This window comes from Microbacterium sp. LWO13-1.2 (genome assembly GCF_038397725.1).
Classification (GTDB): domain Bacteria; phylum Actinomycetota; class Actinomycetes; order Actinomycetales; family Microbacteriaceae; genus Microbacterium.
Map to the genome: position 1 here is coordinate 3,359,177 of NZ_CP151634.1, position 13,295 is coordinate 3,372,471.

Below are 13,295 nucleotides of genomic sequence, written 5' to 3' on the forward strand. Positions count from 1 at the left end.
CTCCGATCGATGTGGGTACTCGGTCCATTCTGAACCCGTACCGAGCATGATCTGTACCGAGCGCGTCAGGAAATCGCAGTCGACAGACTCACTCCCCTGCGAGACCGCCCAGCATGTGTCCGAACGAGCGACCTTCGCCGAGGTAGGTCGACGGATCGTAAGGATCCACGACCACGCTCGGCTGTCGACGTGCGATCGCGTCGGCGAGTTCTCGTGCACCCTTCTCGACGCGCTTCGCGAGCGGTGCGACGTCGTCGCCCGCCCCGCCCCAGTCGCTGGACGCCGCGAACACACCGGTCGAGACGGGCTCGGCGTGCAGATATGCGAACAGCGGACGGATCGCGTAGTCGATCGCGAGGGAATGACGTGCGGTCCCGGCATTCGCGCCGATCAGCACAGGCTTGCCGACGAGGGAGTCCGGATCGAGCACGTCGATGAACGACTTGAACAGGCCCGAGTAGCTCGTCGAGAAGATCGGCGTGACTGCGATCAGCGCATCCGCGGAGATCACGGTGTTGATCGCGGTCTCCAGTGCGGGCGGCGCGAATCCGGTGAGCATGTTGTTCGTGATGTCGTGCGCGTAATCGCGCAACTCGATCACGTCCACGCTCGCCTCGATGTTCTGAGCGGCGAGGGCCTTCAACGTCTCCGCGGCCAGCCGATCCGCCAGCATCCTGGTGGACGACGGGTTGGAGAGCCCCGCCGAGACGACGGCGATACGACGAGTGGTCATCAGGCGTCCTTCCGGCCGAGGCCGAACGCCGCACCGGCCGGTGCCGGGGTGTCCTGATAGGGCGAGTCGCCGGTGAGGTTGTCCCCGCGGTTCGCACCGGGGCGCGCCTGACGGGTCGGTCCGTCGCCGAACTCCGCCTTGACGCGGGCAGCGTGGGTCGGAGCATCCGGAACGTTCGCCGGGCGGTCCTTCGCGAGCTCCTTGCGCAGCACCGGAACGACCTCGGATCCGAGGATGTCGAGCTGCTCGAGCACCGTCTTCAGCGGGAGGCCCGCGTGGTCGATGAGGAACAGCTGCCGCTGGTAGTCGCCATAGTGCTCGCGCATCGCGGCGTAACGGTCGATGACCTGCTGCGGCGATCCCACCGTCAGCGGGGTCATCTCGGTGAAGTCCTCCATGCTCGGGCCGTGACCGTACACCGGCGCATTGTCGAAGAACGGCCGGAACTGGTTCACCGCATCCTGAGATTTCGCACTCATGAACACCTGGCCGCCGAGGCCGACGATCGCCTGTTCTGGCGTTCCATGGCCGTAGTGCGCGTAGCGCTGACGGTAGAGCTCGATGAGGCGCTGGTAGTGCTCCTTCGGCCAGAAGATGTTGTTGGCGAAGAAGCCGTCACCGTAGTACGCGGCCTGCTCTGCGATCTCCGGGGTGCGGATGGATCCGTGCCAGACGAACGGCGCGATGCCGTCGAGCGGACGCGGGGTCGACGTGAAGCCCTGGAGCGAGGTACGGAACTTGCCCTCCCAATCCACGACGTCCTCACGCCACAGCTTGTGCAGCAGCGCGTAGTTCTCGATGGCGAGCGGAAGGCCCTGGCGGATGTCCTGACCGAACCAGGGGTACACCGGGCCGGTGTTCCCGCGGCCGAGCATGAGATCCATCCGGCCGTCGGAGACGTGCTGCAGCATCGAATACTCTTCCGCGATGCGCACCGGGTCATTCGTCGTGATGAGCGTCGTCGACGTGGAGACGATGAGCCGCTCGGTCTGCGCCGCGAGTGCAGCGAGGAACGTCGAAGGGCTGGACGACCAGAACGGCGGGTTGTGATGCTCGCCGATGGCGAAGACGTCGAGACCCACTTCTTCGCTGTGCTTGGCGATGGCCATCGTGGCCTTGATCCGCTCCTGCTCGCTCGGCGTCACGCCGGTCACGGGGTCGCGGGTGATGTCGCTGACCGACATGATGCCGAACTGCATCGCGTGTGCGCCCGACTGCTCGCTCATGATTACTCCATCTTTCCCGAAGCGGATGACTCGGCACCCGTTTCTATTCACTTGAATGTATCTGTGACAACGCGATCCTGGCAACTTTATTCCCGGGCGGTAGCCTCGAAGGATGAGCAGCGCTGACGCAGACTCCGGTCGTCCGATCACCGGATCGATCCAGAAGCCGCGACGCCGGGTGCCTTTCTGGGACAACGCCCGCTATGCCTGCATCGTTCTCGTGGTTCTCGGCCATGCCGTCCAGCGGCTGATCTACGACTCGGACATCGCTTTCGCGTTCTACCTCACGTTGTACGCGTTCCACATGCCGGCATTCGCGATCATCTCCGGATACTTCTCCAAGTCCACGTCGCCGACCAAGACCCAGATGGCCAGGGTGATCACGGACATCCTCGTGCCCTACCTGATCTTCGAATTGCTCTGGACACTCACGAAGTGGCTCGTCGAGGGGCAGGCCGACCCGAACATCACGCGGCCGTCCTGGACGCTGTGGTTCCTGCTCGCGCTGGGGATCTTCCGCCTGGTCCTCCCCTATCTCGCGCTCCTGCGCTGGCCGTTGGTGTGGACGGTCGCCATCTCGATCGGCGTCGGGTACCTGCCCAATGTCGACAGCACCTTCTCGCTCTCGCGCACCCTCGGCCTCCTTCCCTTCTTCGCCTTCGGCTGGTGGCTGCGCGAGCACGACATCGTGGCCAGGATGCGGCTGCTGGATTTCCGACCCTGGTGGGTGCGTGTCGCCGCAGTCGCCGTGCTCGCTGCGACCGGCTGGGCGGCGTGGACGTGGCTTCCGCTCTGGCAGACGATCGATCTGCGGCACTGGCTCTTCTACGAGGACTCGTATGCGGATCTCGGCGGCGAGCAGTGGTGGGCCGGCGGCCTGCGCATCGCGCTGATGCTCCTCGCCGTCGTCCTCAGCGCGGCGTTCTTCGCCCTGATTCCGCGCGGAACACACTGGTGGACGCCGTTCGGGCAGTACACGATGTACGTCTTCCTGCTGCACTCCTTCGTGCTGTACCCGTTCCGCGAAACCGGGATCCTGCGCGACCTCGACCCGACCTGGATCTGGTTGCCGGTGGTCGCACTCCTCTCGGTGCTGATCGCCCTGGCCCTCGCCACGAGACCAGTACGGTGGCTGTTCCGGCCTCTCGTGGAACCCCGCCCCACATGGCTCTTCTCAGATCCCCGGCTCGCCTCGCGCGAGGGACGCAGAAACGACCCGACCGGTTCCCGTCGCCCTGCTCCGCCTCAGTCGAAGAGCTCGGCTCCGACGTAGGATCCCGGTTTCGCGCCGGCTGGGACGGCCCAGATCCCCGAGCCGACGTGTCGGATGTACTCGTTCAGCACGTCTGTCGACAGTCGACGCTGGAGCGACACGAACTGGGACGGATCCCGCTGGTAGGAGAGGAAGAACAGGCCCGCGTCGAGCCGGCCGAGGTTGTTGTTCCCGTCGACGTAGTTGTAGCCGCGGCGAAGGATGCGGATGCCGTCGTTCTGTTCAGGATGAGCGAGCCGGACGTGGCTGTTCGCGTCGATCGCCGTTCCGCTGAAGTCGGGCGCGGTGAACTCGCCTCCGCCGGACAGCGGTGCTCCTGCGCCCTTGTCGCGGCCGATGATGGAGTGCTGCTCGGCGAGTCGAACCCGGTCCCACGTCTCGATCAGCATCGCGATCTTCCGGGCGACGAGATACGAACCACCGGCCATCCAGGCGGGTTCGTCAGATTCGGCGACCCAGACGTGATCCTCGAGCGCCGCAGCGTCATCCGCGAGAATGTTCGCCGTGCCGTCCTTGAAGCCGAAGAGATTGCGGGGTGTCGCCTGCGCCGACGTCGTGCGCGAGGTCTTGCCGAAGCCGAGCTGCGACCAGCGCAACCGCGCCCGCCCGAAGGCGATACGGCTGAGGTTGCGGATCGCGTGCACGGCCACCTGCGGGTCGTCGGCACACGCTTGGATGCAGAGATCGCCGTTCGACAGCTCGGGGTCGAGGTCGTCACCGAGGAACGGCGGCAGCTTCTCGAGAGTCGCCGGGCGCTGGGCGGCGATGCCGTAGCGATCGCCGTCCGCGTTCTCGAACAGACCCGGGCCGAAGCCGAAGGTGATGGTCAGCCCGGCCGCGGGCAGCCCCAGCGCCTCGCCGGTATCCTCAGGCGGCTGCTCGGCGGGACCGCCGACCGCACCGGTGGCGCTGACCTCGAGACCCTGCGTCATCCTCGATGCCGCATAGGTCCAGTCCTGCAGCAGCGACTTGAGGTCGTCGCGGTCGCTTCGCGGCATCATGTCGAACGCCGCGAAGTGCAGGTGGTCCTGCACCGGCGTGGTGATGCCCGCCTGATGCGCGCCGAAGAAGTCAAACGCGCTCTGCGCATCGGCGCTCTCCCGCGCGCGTCCGAGGGCGACTCCGCCGGCGAGACCCGCCCCCGTTCCGATCGCAAGACCGGCGACGCCCCCGCCGATCGCGAGGCCGAGCAGGCCGCGCCTGCTCAGGCCCGAGGGTGCGGATGCCGCGGTGTCGTCGCCGATGGAGGCCGGCACCGCCGCCGCATCCGCTTCTGACTCAGTCATGGGGGTATCCCGGATCAGGACAGCACCGTGCCGGTCAGCTGCGACAGCGGCTCGGCGAGGGCGTTGATCAGATCGGTGAACTGGCGCTTGTCGGCGTCGGTGAGTTCGGCGTACCCGACGAAGCCCTCAGCCAGCGAGCCGTGGGCTGCGAGCGCCGCTTCGAGCTGCGCGTAGCCGGCCTCGATCTTCTCGACCAGCGCTGCACCGTCGTCACCCTGCGCGGCGGCGAAGTCCTGCACCAAGGAGAACGCCATCTTGGACCCCTCGACATTCGCCGCGAAGTCGTAGAGGTCGGTGCCGGACCACCAGTCCTCCTCGCCCGAGATCTTTCCCGTCGCGACCTCGTCGAGCAGCGCGATCGCGCCGTTCGAGATTCCGGCGATGCCCTGGTCATCCAGCGCGGTGGTGAAGTCGTCGGAGTGGACGTAGGAGAAGAGCTCCTGTACGTCGGCGAGAAGCAGATCACCGAACTCGGAGCGCTGCTCCGGGGTCGACGGTGCCCAATCCTGCCACGCCGGCGTCTCTCCGTCGGCGTTCAGCGCGTCCTGCGCCGGCACCCACAGGTCCTTCTCGATGCGGTGGAAGCCGGTCCAATCGAGCTCCTCCGCCACCGCGTCCACCTCGCGGTAGTCGATTCGCGGGTCGAGGTCGCCGAGCGCCTCCGCGACGGGCTCGATGCGCTCGTAGAACGCGCGGGTCTGCGGGAAGAGTGCGCGTGCGGTCTCATCGTCGCCGGCCACGTAGGCGGCGACGAAATCCTCGACCGTGGGCACGAGCTGCCCGACCTGGTCCTTGACGAACGCCGCGTAGAGGTCGACCGCCTGCTGCTTCAGCTCGGCATCCGGTCCGTCGACGGCGACGCGGTCCCCGGTGACGGTGAATGACGCCTTGCCGACGCCCTCCCCGATCATGCCGGGCTTGCAGAGGGTGAAGTACTCCCCCGGCTGCGCGACGACGGTGAGCGTACGGGATGCTGACGGTGCGATGTTCTCGACCTCGCCGACGATACGCAGGCCGTCCTCGGCGAGCAGGTAGAACTCCGAGATCTTGCTGCTGTCGTTGGAGACCTCGAAGGTCAGGGTGCCGCTCTTCGCCGTCGCCGCGGAGACCGCGCACTCACCGTCGGTGGAGGACACCGTGAAGGCTGCTGCGGCGTCGACGTCGCTCTTCGCGACGCATCCGCTCAGTACGAGCGCTCCGGCTCCGGCGACCGCGAGTGCACCGATGATTCGGCGTGAAGAGATCATGCTGCTCCTTGTTGTGAAAGATGAAGGGTCTCGTCCTGGCGTGGTTCCGCCACCGGACGCGAGCGGGATGGACGCCGCCCGCGGAGACCGCGAACGTAGAAGAATCCGACGATGCCGACGTAGAGCGCCCAGGCGATGACCTGCAGCCAGGTCATCGCGGGCATGAACCCGACCGTCGCCTGCAGGATCGCAGCCCACGCGCTGTCCGGCGCGATGGTCGAAGCGACATCGAAAGACCAGCCGAACGGGATCGCCGACCACCCGACGGCGACCGCTCCCGTCGTCGGATCCAGCGGCGCGATGGCCGTGAAGGGACCGGGAAGTGCGCCAGCCTCCTGCAGATCCATCACGGCGTAGGCGAGGACTCCCGCGGCGACGATGACCAGGAATCCGCCGGTCCAGGAGAAGAACCGGCGCAGGTCCAGTCGCACGGCGCCGCGCGTGATCAACCAACCGGCGATGACCGCGGTGGCGAGGCCGAGCAGCGCTCCGAGCAATGCTGTCGGCGCGTCTCCGAAGGACTGCACCATGGACCACAGCAGCAGCGTCGTCTCGATGCCCTCCCGCGCGACCGAGACGAAGCCGATCGCAATGAGAGCCCACAGGCCGCCCCGGGTGAGGGCGCGGTCGATGCCGCCCTCGAGCGTCGCCTTCATGGTGCGGCCGGCGCGCTGCATCCAGAAGATCATCCAGGTGACCATGCCGACGGCGAGCAGCGAGAGACCTCCGCCGACGAGCTCCTGGGCCTCGAACGTCAGTGCGTAGTCGCCGAAGGTGAGCACGGCACCGATCCCGAGCGCCAGGGCGACGGCGAGGCCGATGCCGATCCACAACCGCGGGAGCGCATCGGCGCGGCCGAGTCGACGGAGGTAGGCGATGAGGATGCCGACGACGAGCGCGGCTTCCAAGCCTTCGCGAAGGCCGATCAGGAATGTGGCGAGCACGGAAAGGATGACTCTCAGTCTATGAACAGAGGTAAGGCATCCCTTACCTCTGAGACTTTATCACCCTGCCGGTAACGCGACGCAACACTGTTCGCGGCATCCCCCAACCGGATCTAACCTCGGGTCATGTCTGAACTCTCGCTCCCCATCCTCGACCTGTCCCAGCTCGACGAAGGCCCGGAAGCGGCCGCCCGCTTCCGTCAGGATCTGCGGACAGCGACCCATGACGTCGGCTTCTTCTATCTCACGGGTACCGGCATCTCCCCCGAGCTGGAGACACGACTGCACCGCGCAGCGCTCGACTTCTTCGCCCTCCCGGAATCCGAGAAGCTCGCGATCGAGAACGTGAAGAGCCCCCACTTCCGCGGCTACACCCGTATCGGCGGCGAGCGCACGCAGGGGAAGGTCGATTGGCGCGAACAGATCGACATCGGCTCAGAGCGCGAGCCCGTCAGCGACGGACCCGCGTTCAACCGGCTGATCGGGCCGAACCTCTGGCCGGCGGCGCAGCCCGAGCTGCGCGAGATCGTCGACGAATGGCACGAGACTCTCTCCGAAGTCGCCCGCAAACTTCTCCGAGCCTGGGCACTCGCTCTGGGAGCTGCGGAGTCGTACTTCGACGAGCACTTCGGCGAACCCTCCACCCTCATCAAGATCGTGCGCTACCCCGGAACCGAGGCGCCCGAACCGCGGCAGGGCGTCGGCGCGCACAAGGACTCGGGCGTGCTGACCCTGCTCTGGGTCGAGCCGGGCAAGGGCGGGCTCCAGGTCGAGCGCGATGGCACCTGGGTGGATGCGCCGCCCGTTCCCGGCGCGTTCGTGGTGAACATCGGGGAGCTGCTCGAATACGCCACCGGCGGCTATCTCAAGGCGACGAACCATCGGGTCGTCTCGCCCCAGGCACCGGATGAGCGCATCTCGATCCCGTTCTTCTTCAACCCGGCGCTGGATCAGCGTCTCCCACTCATCGAGCTGCCGGCCGACCTCGCCGCGGACGCGAACGGGGTCACCCAGGATCCGAGCAACCCCATCCACTCGCTCTACGGCGAGAACGCCCTGAAGTCGCGCCTGCGTGCGCATCCGGACGTTGCGGCCATCCACCACGCGGATCTCGTCGGCGTGGTGTCCTGACCCACTGGCGGAACTCTTCGGCCAACGGCACGAGGTCGCTCGCCCTTTCGCTCGGCCGACGGGGTGCGGCAATAGAGTGACCTTGTGGATGCATCCCGTCCGCGGCGACCGACGCTGGCCGATGTCGCCGCTCTCGCAGGAACTTCGACCGCCGTCGTCAGCTATGTCGTCAACGACGGTCCCCGCGCGGTCTCCGCCGTGACGAAGGAGCGCGTCGAGCAGGCCATCGCCGAGCTCGGCTATCGACGCAATGCCCTGGCCGGTGCGCTCAGCGCCGGACGCGCCGACCTCATCGGGCTGCTCGTTCCGGACTCGGCCAACGCGTTCTTCAGCGAGCTCGCCCGGCATCTGGAGGGTGCGGCTCGACAGCGAGGGCTGCTCACACTCCTCGGAAACACCGGCTACAGCGTCAGCGCGGAGCGCGACTATCTCCACACCTTCTCCGACCTGCGCCCGCGCGGCATCGTGATCGCGACCATCTCCGACTCCCCCGAGCTCGCCATCGACTGCCCCCGTGTGTACGTGCACTCGGCCCCGGCGGAGACGGCGAGCCCGAGTGTCGTCATCGACGATGAAGATTCCGCGGCCGTCGCGGTGAGGCATCTCATCGACCACGGGCACACAGCGGTGCATTGCATCACAGGTCCGACCGATTTCGGGCCGGCCGGACGCCGAGAAGCAGGCTGGCGTCGAGCGATGCGTGCGGCGGGGTATGACACGACCGGTCTCGTTCACCCGATGCCGTTCGACCGTCTCGGCGCCGAAGAGGCGACGACCGCCCTCTTCAACAGCCCTTCGCCGCCGAGCGCGATCTTCGCCGCCACGGACGAGCAGGCGATCGGTGTACTGCGGGCCGCGGCGCTGTGCGGGCTGCGAGTCCCGGAAGACGTCGCGATCATCGGCTTCGACGGCATCAGGGAAGCACTGGCCGGAAGCACTCGCCTCACCACGGTCGCCGTGCCGCTCGCAGAGCTCGCGGCCGTCGTCGTCGACGCGCTCGATGGCGGCGCGCCGGCGGCCCATGTGCTGCACGCGACGCTGTCGATCGGCGAGACCTGCGGGTCGCATGCGGACGACGGATCTCCGATCGCGCGCCCGACGTCAGGCTGAGGCGCGGAAGACCTCTCGCCCACCGGCGACGGTGAGGACGCAGCTTCCCGCGCCGTCGGCGACGAGTGCCTCGTGCACCTCGGTCCCCTCGACGGCGATGTCGAACAGCGCCAGGTCAGCGGGACCGCCGACTGACAGCCCTCCGTAGCCGTCGTCCGCGAGACCCATGGCCTTGGCGCCGCCCAGCGTCGCTGCGCGCACCAGTCGCTCCGCGAGGTCGGAATCCGTGTATCCCTGCTTCCTGGCGATCGCTGCGAGTTCTCTCACGTCTTCCATGAGATCGAGCGATGGAGAGGATGCGAGCGAATCCGTCCCGACGGAGATCTCATGCCCCTCCGCCAGGTAAGCGGCGACGGGCGCCTCGGCGAGACCGATGACCCGGTTCGATCTCGGGCAGAGGGCGACCTGCGTTCCCCTGGCCAGAAGCAGGTCGCGTTCCGCCCGGTCCAGGTAGATCGCATGGGCGACGTGGGTGGTCTCGCTCAGCAGTCCGATGGCATCCGCATATTCGCCGGTCGTGTGACCGACGCCGCCCTTGCGGACCAGTTCGAACTCGTCACGGAGGTCGCCGTAAGCACCGAGGACAGTCCTGTCGCCGTGACGATAGAAGTCGGCCTCGGCGAAGGACTCGCCGAGATGGGAGTGCACGCGGAGACCGCGATCGGCCGCGATGCGCACCAGATCGGTGACCACGGATCCGTCCAGACTGTATGCCGCGTGCGGAGAGATCCCGCGACGGGCATCTGTCGGCTCCTCGAGCCACGCCAGGAAATCGGCTCGGCCCCCCTCCCGCCAGATGCGATCGAACTGGCCGATCGCCTCGAGGTACTCGATGCCGCCGACGCCGCATTCCGGCAGTGCCCCGCGCGCCGGGGTGTCGGTGACGATCTCGGCGAACACGGTCGTGCCGGACGCGATCGCCAGACGTGCGCCTTCCCGTGCGGCCTCGTGCCACGACGCGGGCTCCACCGCGTCGTAGAGTTCGCCGAACACGAACGACCACTCCTCGAAGCTCGTGTAGCTCCCGGCGCCGATCTCTCGGAATCCGGTGTACTGCAGATGCGTGTGCGCGTTGACGAGACCGGGCACGATCACGCCGCGCTGACGCGGAGCATCCGTCCACCGGCGCGGAAGGTCGGCCTGCGGACCGATCCAGGCGATGCGCCCGTCCTCGACGACGACGGCGCCGTCACGTATCGGAGCAGCGACGACCGGCACCACCCAGTCCGCCGCGTAGACCTCACTTGTCACTGACTCCTCCGAAGCCCTTCGCCAGCGCCTTCTGCGCGACGGCGAAGACGACCAGTGTCGGCAGGAGCGCTACGAGCGCCGCAGCGGCCTGCCCCTGCAGATTGACGTCTTCCCGAGTGGACAGCGAGGTGGCTGCGAGCGGGATCGGGTACACCGAAGGATCTCCCTGAAGAAGCGTGGCGGATACGAGCAGGTCGCCGAACGTCCAGACGAACACGAGCGCCACCACCGACGCGATGGCCGGAAGCGCCAACGGCACCGCGATGGAGCGGAAGATGCGTCCGAGTCCGGCTCCGTCGAGCGTCGCAGCCTCGAACAGCTCCGGTGTGAGCACCTGACGGAAGAACGTGTGCACGAGGTAGAGCGCGAACGGCAGACTGGCGACGCCGTTGATGAGCCCGGCGACGACCAGGTTGTCGGTGGCCCCGCCACCCGCGAGGATCACGAACACCGGGATCAGCCAGGCGATCATCGGAATCGCGTAGGCGGAGACCAGCAGCCAGCGCAGGCCGTCGGCGACGCGACCCTGATGCACGCGGAACCAGAACGCGCCGGCGAGGGCGGTCGTCGTACAGACGGTGCACGCGACCAGACACACCAGCAGCGAGTTCAGGAGCGCCCTGCCGAGATCGGCTTCGAACCATGCCTCGATGATGTTGTCGAGGGTGAACGCCTTCGGGATGCCGCCAGGGGCGGCGATGTAGTCCTCGCGCGTGCGCAGGGCAGTGCCGATCAGGAAAACGAACGGCACGATGAACGGAATCGTGATGAGCGCGGCGATGGTCGTCCTGACGCGGCGCTGGGTACGGATGCTCATGCCGTCGCCTTCTGCCCGATGACGCGCCGGATCAACTTCGGCACGAGGATGCCGAGCACCGGTACGAGCACGATCATCAGCACCAGCACGACGGATTCCGCCGCTGCGGAGCCGAAGAAGCCGAAGCGCATGAACTTCTGGTAGATCGCGAAGTCGAGCGTCGTGCTGGCGAGGCCCGGTCCGCCTCCCGTGAGCACGTAGATCCAGGAGAACATGAACAGGAAGATCGAGATCACCTGGAACATGGTCCACAGCACCACGGTCGGTCGGATGGCAGGAGCTGCGATGTGCCAGAACTCCTGCCAGAACCCGGCGCCGTCCAGGCGCGAGGCCTCGAAGATCTCCTGCGGCACGGCGCCGAGCGCGGCGGAGAAGATGAGCACTCCCGTTCCGAACCCTGCCCACAGTACGAGAACGATGATGACGGGCTTGACGAGGTCCTGGTCCGTGAGCCACGGGAGCGCCAGAGCGTGCCAGCCGATATCGGTGAGGAAGCTGTCGAGCGGCCCTTTGGTGGACAGCAGCGATCGGAAGACCAGACCGACGATCGCCGGAGACATCACCGCGGGCAGGAAGTAGATCGATCGCCACAGACCGGGTCGGGCGACGTGTTCACGCAGCAGGTAGGCCACGACGAGCGGGGCGATCACCCACAGCGGAAGTCCGAGGAGATAGAACAGCTGATTGCCGACCACCTGCCAGAACTCGGGATCGGCGAAGAGCTCCGTGTAATTGCCGACGCCGATGAACGTCGACACTCCTCCCGGCTGCCAGTCGTAGAAGGACCGAAAGGCGAGGTAGATCAGCGGGGCGAAGAACACCCCGACCTCGAGCGCGAGCACCGGCAGCAGGAACAGCAGGTTTCCGCTGAGAATCGGGGTGCCTCGCCGCGCACGGGCGCGCGTCGATCGGGAAGGGCGCGTGATGGCGCCCTCCCCGATCTGCGAAGCGGGGTTCGTCATTTGCTCTTGTCGTAGGCGGACTGCGCCTGCTCGGTGAATTCGTCGATCGTCAGGTCGCCGCCGATCAGCGGGGCAGCGTTGCGCTCGTAGACGGCGAGCACGCTCAGCGGGAACGATGCGAAGCCGGTGTGATTCTCGTCGGCCTGCATCAGGGGCAGGTAGGCCTTCTGGATGTCGGTGGTGCCCTCGACCTCGAGGTTCTTCACGTTCGGCGGCACGCCGACGGCGTTCCACAGGATCTCCTGCGCTTCGGCGCTGGCGAGGAAGTTCACGAAGGCTGCGGATGCTTCAGGGCTCTTCGTCCATTTGGTGACGGCCCAGCCTGCCTCGGCGCCCGCGTCGATGAGCTCCTCGTACTGCGAGTCGGGCACCTGCGGAAGGCGCATCACCGTCGTGCTCGGAACCGTCTCGCTCGCCGTGCTCGCGGTGGAGAGCGACCCCATCGCGAACATCGCAGCGGTACCCGCGTAGTACTGGTTGAACGCGTCGTCGTACATGTTCACGCCGAGGTTCTCGTCGCCGCCGAAGCATCCGGCGTCGTTCATGTCGAGGATGTACTGCGTGCCCTTGGTGAAGAGCTCGTCGTCGACCGGAACATCGCCGGCGACCCAGCTGTCCAGCGTCTCCTTGTCCATGAGCTGGCTGGAGATCATGTACATGAACGTCTCGAACATGTAGCCGTCCTTCCAGCCGGAAGCGAACGGCTGGATGCCTTTGGCGTGCAACTGCTCACACGTCGAGAGCAAGCCGTCCCAGTCGGCGATCGACGTGGCCGGGTCCAGGCCCGCCTGTGCGAAGAGCTCCTGATTCACCAGCAGCGCATAGCCGTAGGTGCCGGTGGGGAGGATGTAGAGGTTGCCGTCCTCCGAGTGGTTCTCCGGGAGGAACTTCAGGTTCTCCTCGACCTCCGGAAGCATCGCATCCTGCAGCGGGTAGAGGCCGTTGCGATAGCTGTAGGCCTGCGCTCCGCCGTACATCGTGACGACATCGGCACCCTTGCGCGCGACGGTGGCGTTTCGCACCTGATCGAAGTATGTCGGGTACGGCATGGTGGTCAGTTCGACGGTCACCTGCGGGTACTTGTCCTGGAAGGCGGCGATCACCGCCTCGTAGGCCTCGGCTCCGCCGTCGTAATTGTCAGGGAGGAAGGACCACACGGTGATCGTGGTCTCCCCCTCGGGCACGTTCGCCGGGTCGAGCGCTTCGGCGCTGGGCGCTGCGCCCTCGGAGCATGCGGCGAGCGCGAGAGCGCCGGCCGCCAGCAAGCCGGCCGCTGCAATGCGGGTCCTGTTCTTGATCACGGGAAATCCTCTCG

The 13,295-nt window shown here is 66.9% G+C and carries 12 protein-coding genes; 3 read left to right on the forward strand and 9 right to left on the reverse strand.

Features of this window, described 5'->3' with window-relative positions:
- Positions 1-88: 88 nt before the first annotated feature.
- Positions 89-733, reverse strand: coding sequence for an FMN reductase (locus MRBLWO13_RS16170; RefSeq protein WP_341975107.1), 645 nt, complete (start codon positions 731-733; stop codon positions 89-91).
- Positions 733-1,959: an LLM class flavin-dependent oxidoreductase gene (locus MRBLWO13_RS16175; RefSeq protein WP_341975108.1), complete on the reverse strand. Its 1,227-nt coding sequence runs from the start codon at positions 1,957-1,959 to the stop codon at positions 733-735. The genes MRBLWO13_RS16170 and MRBLWO13_RS16175 overlap by 1 nt, the downstream gene beginning before the upstream one ends.
- A 112-nt stretch (positions 1,960-2,071) precedes the next feature.
- On the opposite strand from MRBLWO13_RS16175, the gene MRBLWO13_RS16180 reads away from it, so the two are divergent.
- Complete coding sequence (locus tag MRBLWO13_RS16180) at positions 2,072-3,232, forward strand: acyltransferase family protein (RefSeq protein WP_341975109.1); 1,161 nt, start codon at positions 2,072-2,074, stop codon at positions 3,230-3,232.
- Here the strand turns inward: MRBLWO13_RS16180 and efeB are convergent.
- From efeB to efeU, 3 genes are read right to left on the reverse strand one after another with little or no spacing between them, the layout of a single operon-like run.
- On the reverse strand, positions 3,205-4,518 hold the full coding sequence (efeB, locus tag MRBLWO13_RS16185; RefSeq protein WP_341975110.1) for an iron uptake transporter deferrochelatase/peroxidase subunit: 1,314 nt from the start codon (positions 4,516-4,518) through the stop codon (positions 3,205-3,207). The genes MRBLWO13_RS16180 and efeB overlap by 28 nt on opposite strands.
- A gap of 14 nt (positions 4,519-4,532) precedes the next feature.
- Positions 4,533-5,765 (reverse strand): iron uptake system protein EfeO, encoded by a 1,233-nt coding sequence (gene efeO / locus MRBLWO13_RS16190; RefSeq protein ID WP_341975111.1) that lies wholly within the window; start codon positions 5,763-5,765, stop codon positions 4,533-4,535.
- Positions 5,762-6,709 (reverse strand): iron uptake transporter permease EfeU, encoded by a 948-nt coding sequence (gene efeU, locus MRBLWO13_RS16195; protein ID WP_341975112.1) that lies wholly within the window; start codon positions 6,707-6,709, stop codon positions 5,762-5,764. Before efeU ends, efeO begins: the two co-directional genes overlap by 4 nt.
- A 126-nt stretch (positions 6,710-6,835) precedes the next feature.
- On the opposite strand from efeU, the gene MRBLWO13_RS16200 reads away from it, so the two are divergent.
- Positions 6,836-7,840, forward strand: coding sequence for a 2-oxoglutarate and iron-dependent oxygenase domain-containing protein (locus tag MRBLWO13_RS16200; RefSeq protein ID WP_341975113.1), 1,005 nt, complete (start codon positions 6,836-6,838; stop codon positions 7,838-7,840).
- 84 nt (positions 7,841-7,924) lie between these two features.
- Positions 7,925-8,950 carry a LacI family DNA-binding transcriptional regulator gene (locus MRBLWO13_RS16205; protein WP_341975114.1) on the forward strand — a complete coding sequence of 342 codons (1,026 nt, stop codon included), beginning with the start codon at positions 7,925-7,927 and terminating at the stop codon, positions 8,948-8,950.
- On the opposite strand, the gene MRBLWO13_RS16210 is transcribed toward MRBLWO13_RS16205, so the two are convergent.
- The 4 genes from MRBLWO13_RS16210 to MRBLWO13_RS16225 are packed head-to-tail and all read right to left on the reverse strand — an operon-like array spanning position 8,942 to position 13,281.
- Positions 8,942-10,201 (reverse strand): amidohydrolase family protein, encoded by a 1,260-nt coding sequence (locus MRBLWO13_RS16210; protein WP_341975115.1) that lies wholly within the window; start codon positions 10,199-10,201, stop codon positions 8,942-8,944. The two genes, MRBLWO13_RS16205 and MRBLWO13_RS16210, sit on opposite strands and share 9 nt — an antisense overlap.
- Positions 10,191-11,018 carry a carbohydrate ABC transporter permease gene (locus MRBLWO13_RS16215; RefSeq protein WP_341975116.1) on the reverse strand — a complete coding sequence of 276 codons (828 nt, stop codon included), beginning with the start codon at positions 11,016-11,018 and terminating at the stop codon, positions 10,191-10,193. The genes MRBLWO13_RS16210 and MRBLWO13_RS16215 overlap by 11 nt, the downstream gene beginning before the upstream one ends.
- Entirely contained in the window at positions 11,015-11,980 is a 966-nt protein-coding gene (locus tag MRBLWO13_RS16220; protein WP_341975117.1) for a sugar ABC transporter permease, read from the reverse strand. Before MRBLWO13_RS16220 ends, MRBLWO13_RS16215 begins: the two co-directional genes overlap by 4 nt.
- Positions 11,977-13,281, reverse strand: coding sequence for an extracellular solute-binding protein (locus tag MRBLWO13_RS16225; RefSeq protein ID WP_341975118.1), 1,305 nt, complete (start codon positions 13,279-13,281; stop codon positions 11,977-11,979). Before MRBLWO13_RS16225 ends, MRBLWO13_RS16220 begins: the two co-directional genes overlap by 4 nt.
- Positions 13,282-13,295 lie beyond the last annotated feature (14 nt).

What these genes read in the sequence shown, in the direction of transcription:
- MRBLWO13_RS16170 (WP_341975107.1), bottom strand. Translation starts at nt 733, where the DNA reads ATGACCACTCGTCGTATCGCCGTCGTCTCGGCGGGGCTCTCCAACCCG.
- MRBLWO13_RS16175 (WP_341975108.1), bottom strand. Translation starts at nt 1,959, where the DNA reads ATGAGCGAGCAGTCGGGCGCACACGCGATGCAGTTCGGCATCATGTCG.
- MRBLWO13_RS16180 (WP_341975109.1), top strand. Translation starts at nt 2,072, where the DNA reads ATGAGCAGCGCTGACGCAGACTCCGGTCGTCCGATCACCGGATCGATC.
- efeB (WP_341975110.1), bottom strand. Translation starts at nt 4,518, where the DNA reads ATGACTGAGTCAGAAGCGGATGCGGCGGCGGTGCCGGCCTCCATCGGC.
- efeO (WP_341975111.1), bottom strand. Translation starts at nt 5,765, where the DNA reads ATGATCTCTTCACGCCGAATCATCGGTGCACTCGCGGTCGCCGGAGCC.
- MRBLWO13_RS16200 (WP_341975113.1), top strand. Translation starts at nt 6,836, where the DNA reads ATGTCTGAACTCTCGCTCCCCATCCTCGACCTGTCCCAGCTCGACGAA.
- MRBLWO13_RS16215 (WP_341975116.1), bottom strand. Translation starts at nt 11,018, where the DNA reads ATGAGCATCCGTACCCAGCGCCGCGTCAGGACGACCATCGCCGCGCTC.
- MRBLWO13_RS16220 (WP_341975117.1), bottom strand. Translation starts at nt 11,980, where the DNA reads ATGACGAACCCCGCTTCGCAGATCGGGGAGGGCGCCATCACGCGCCCT.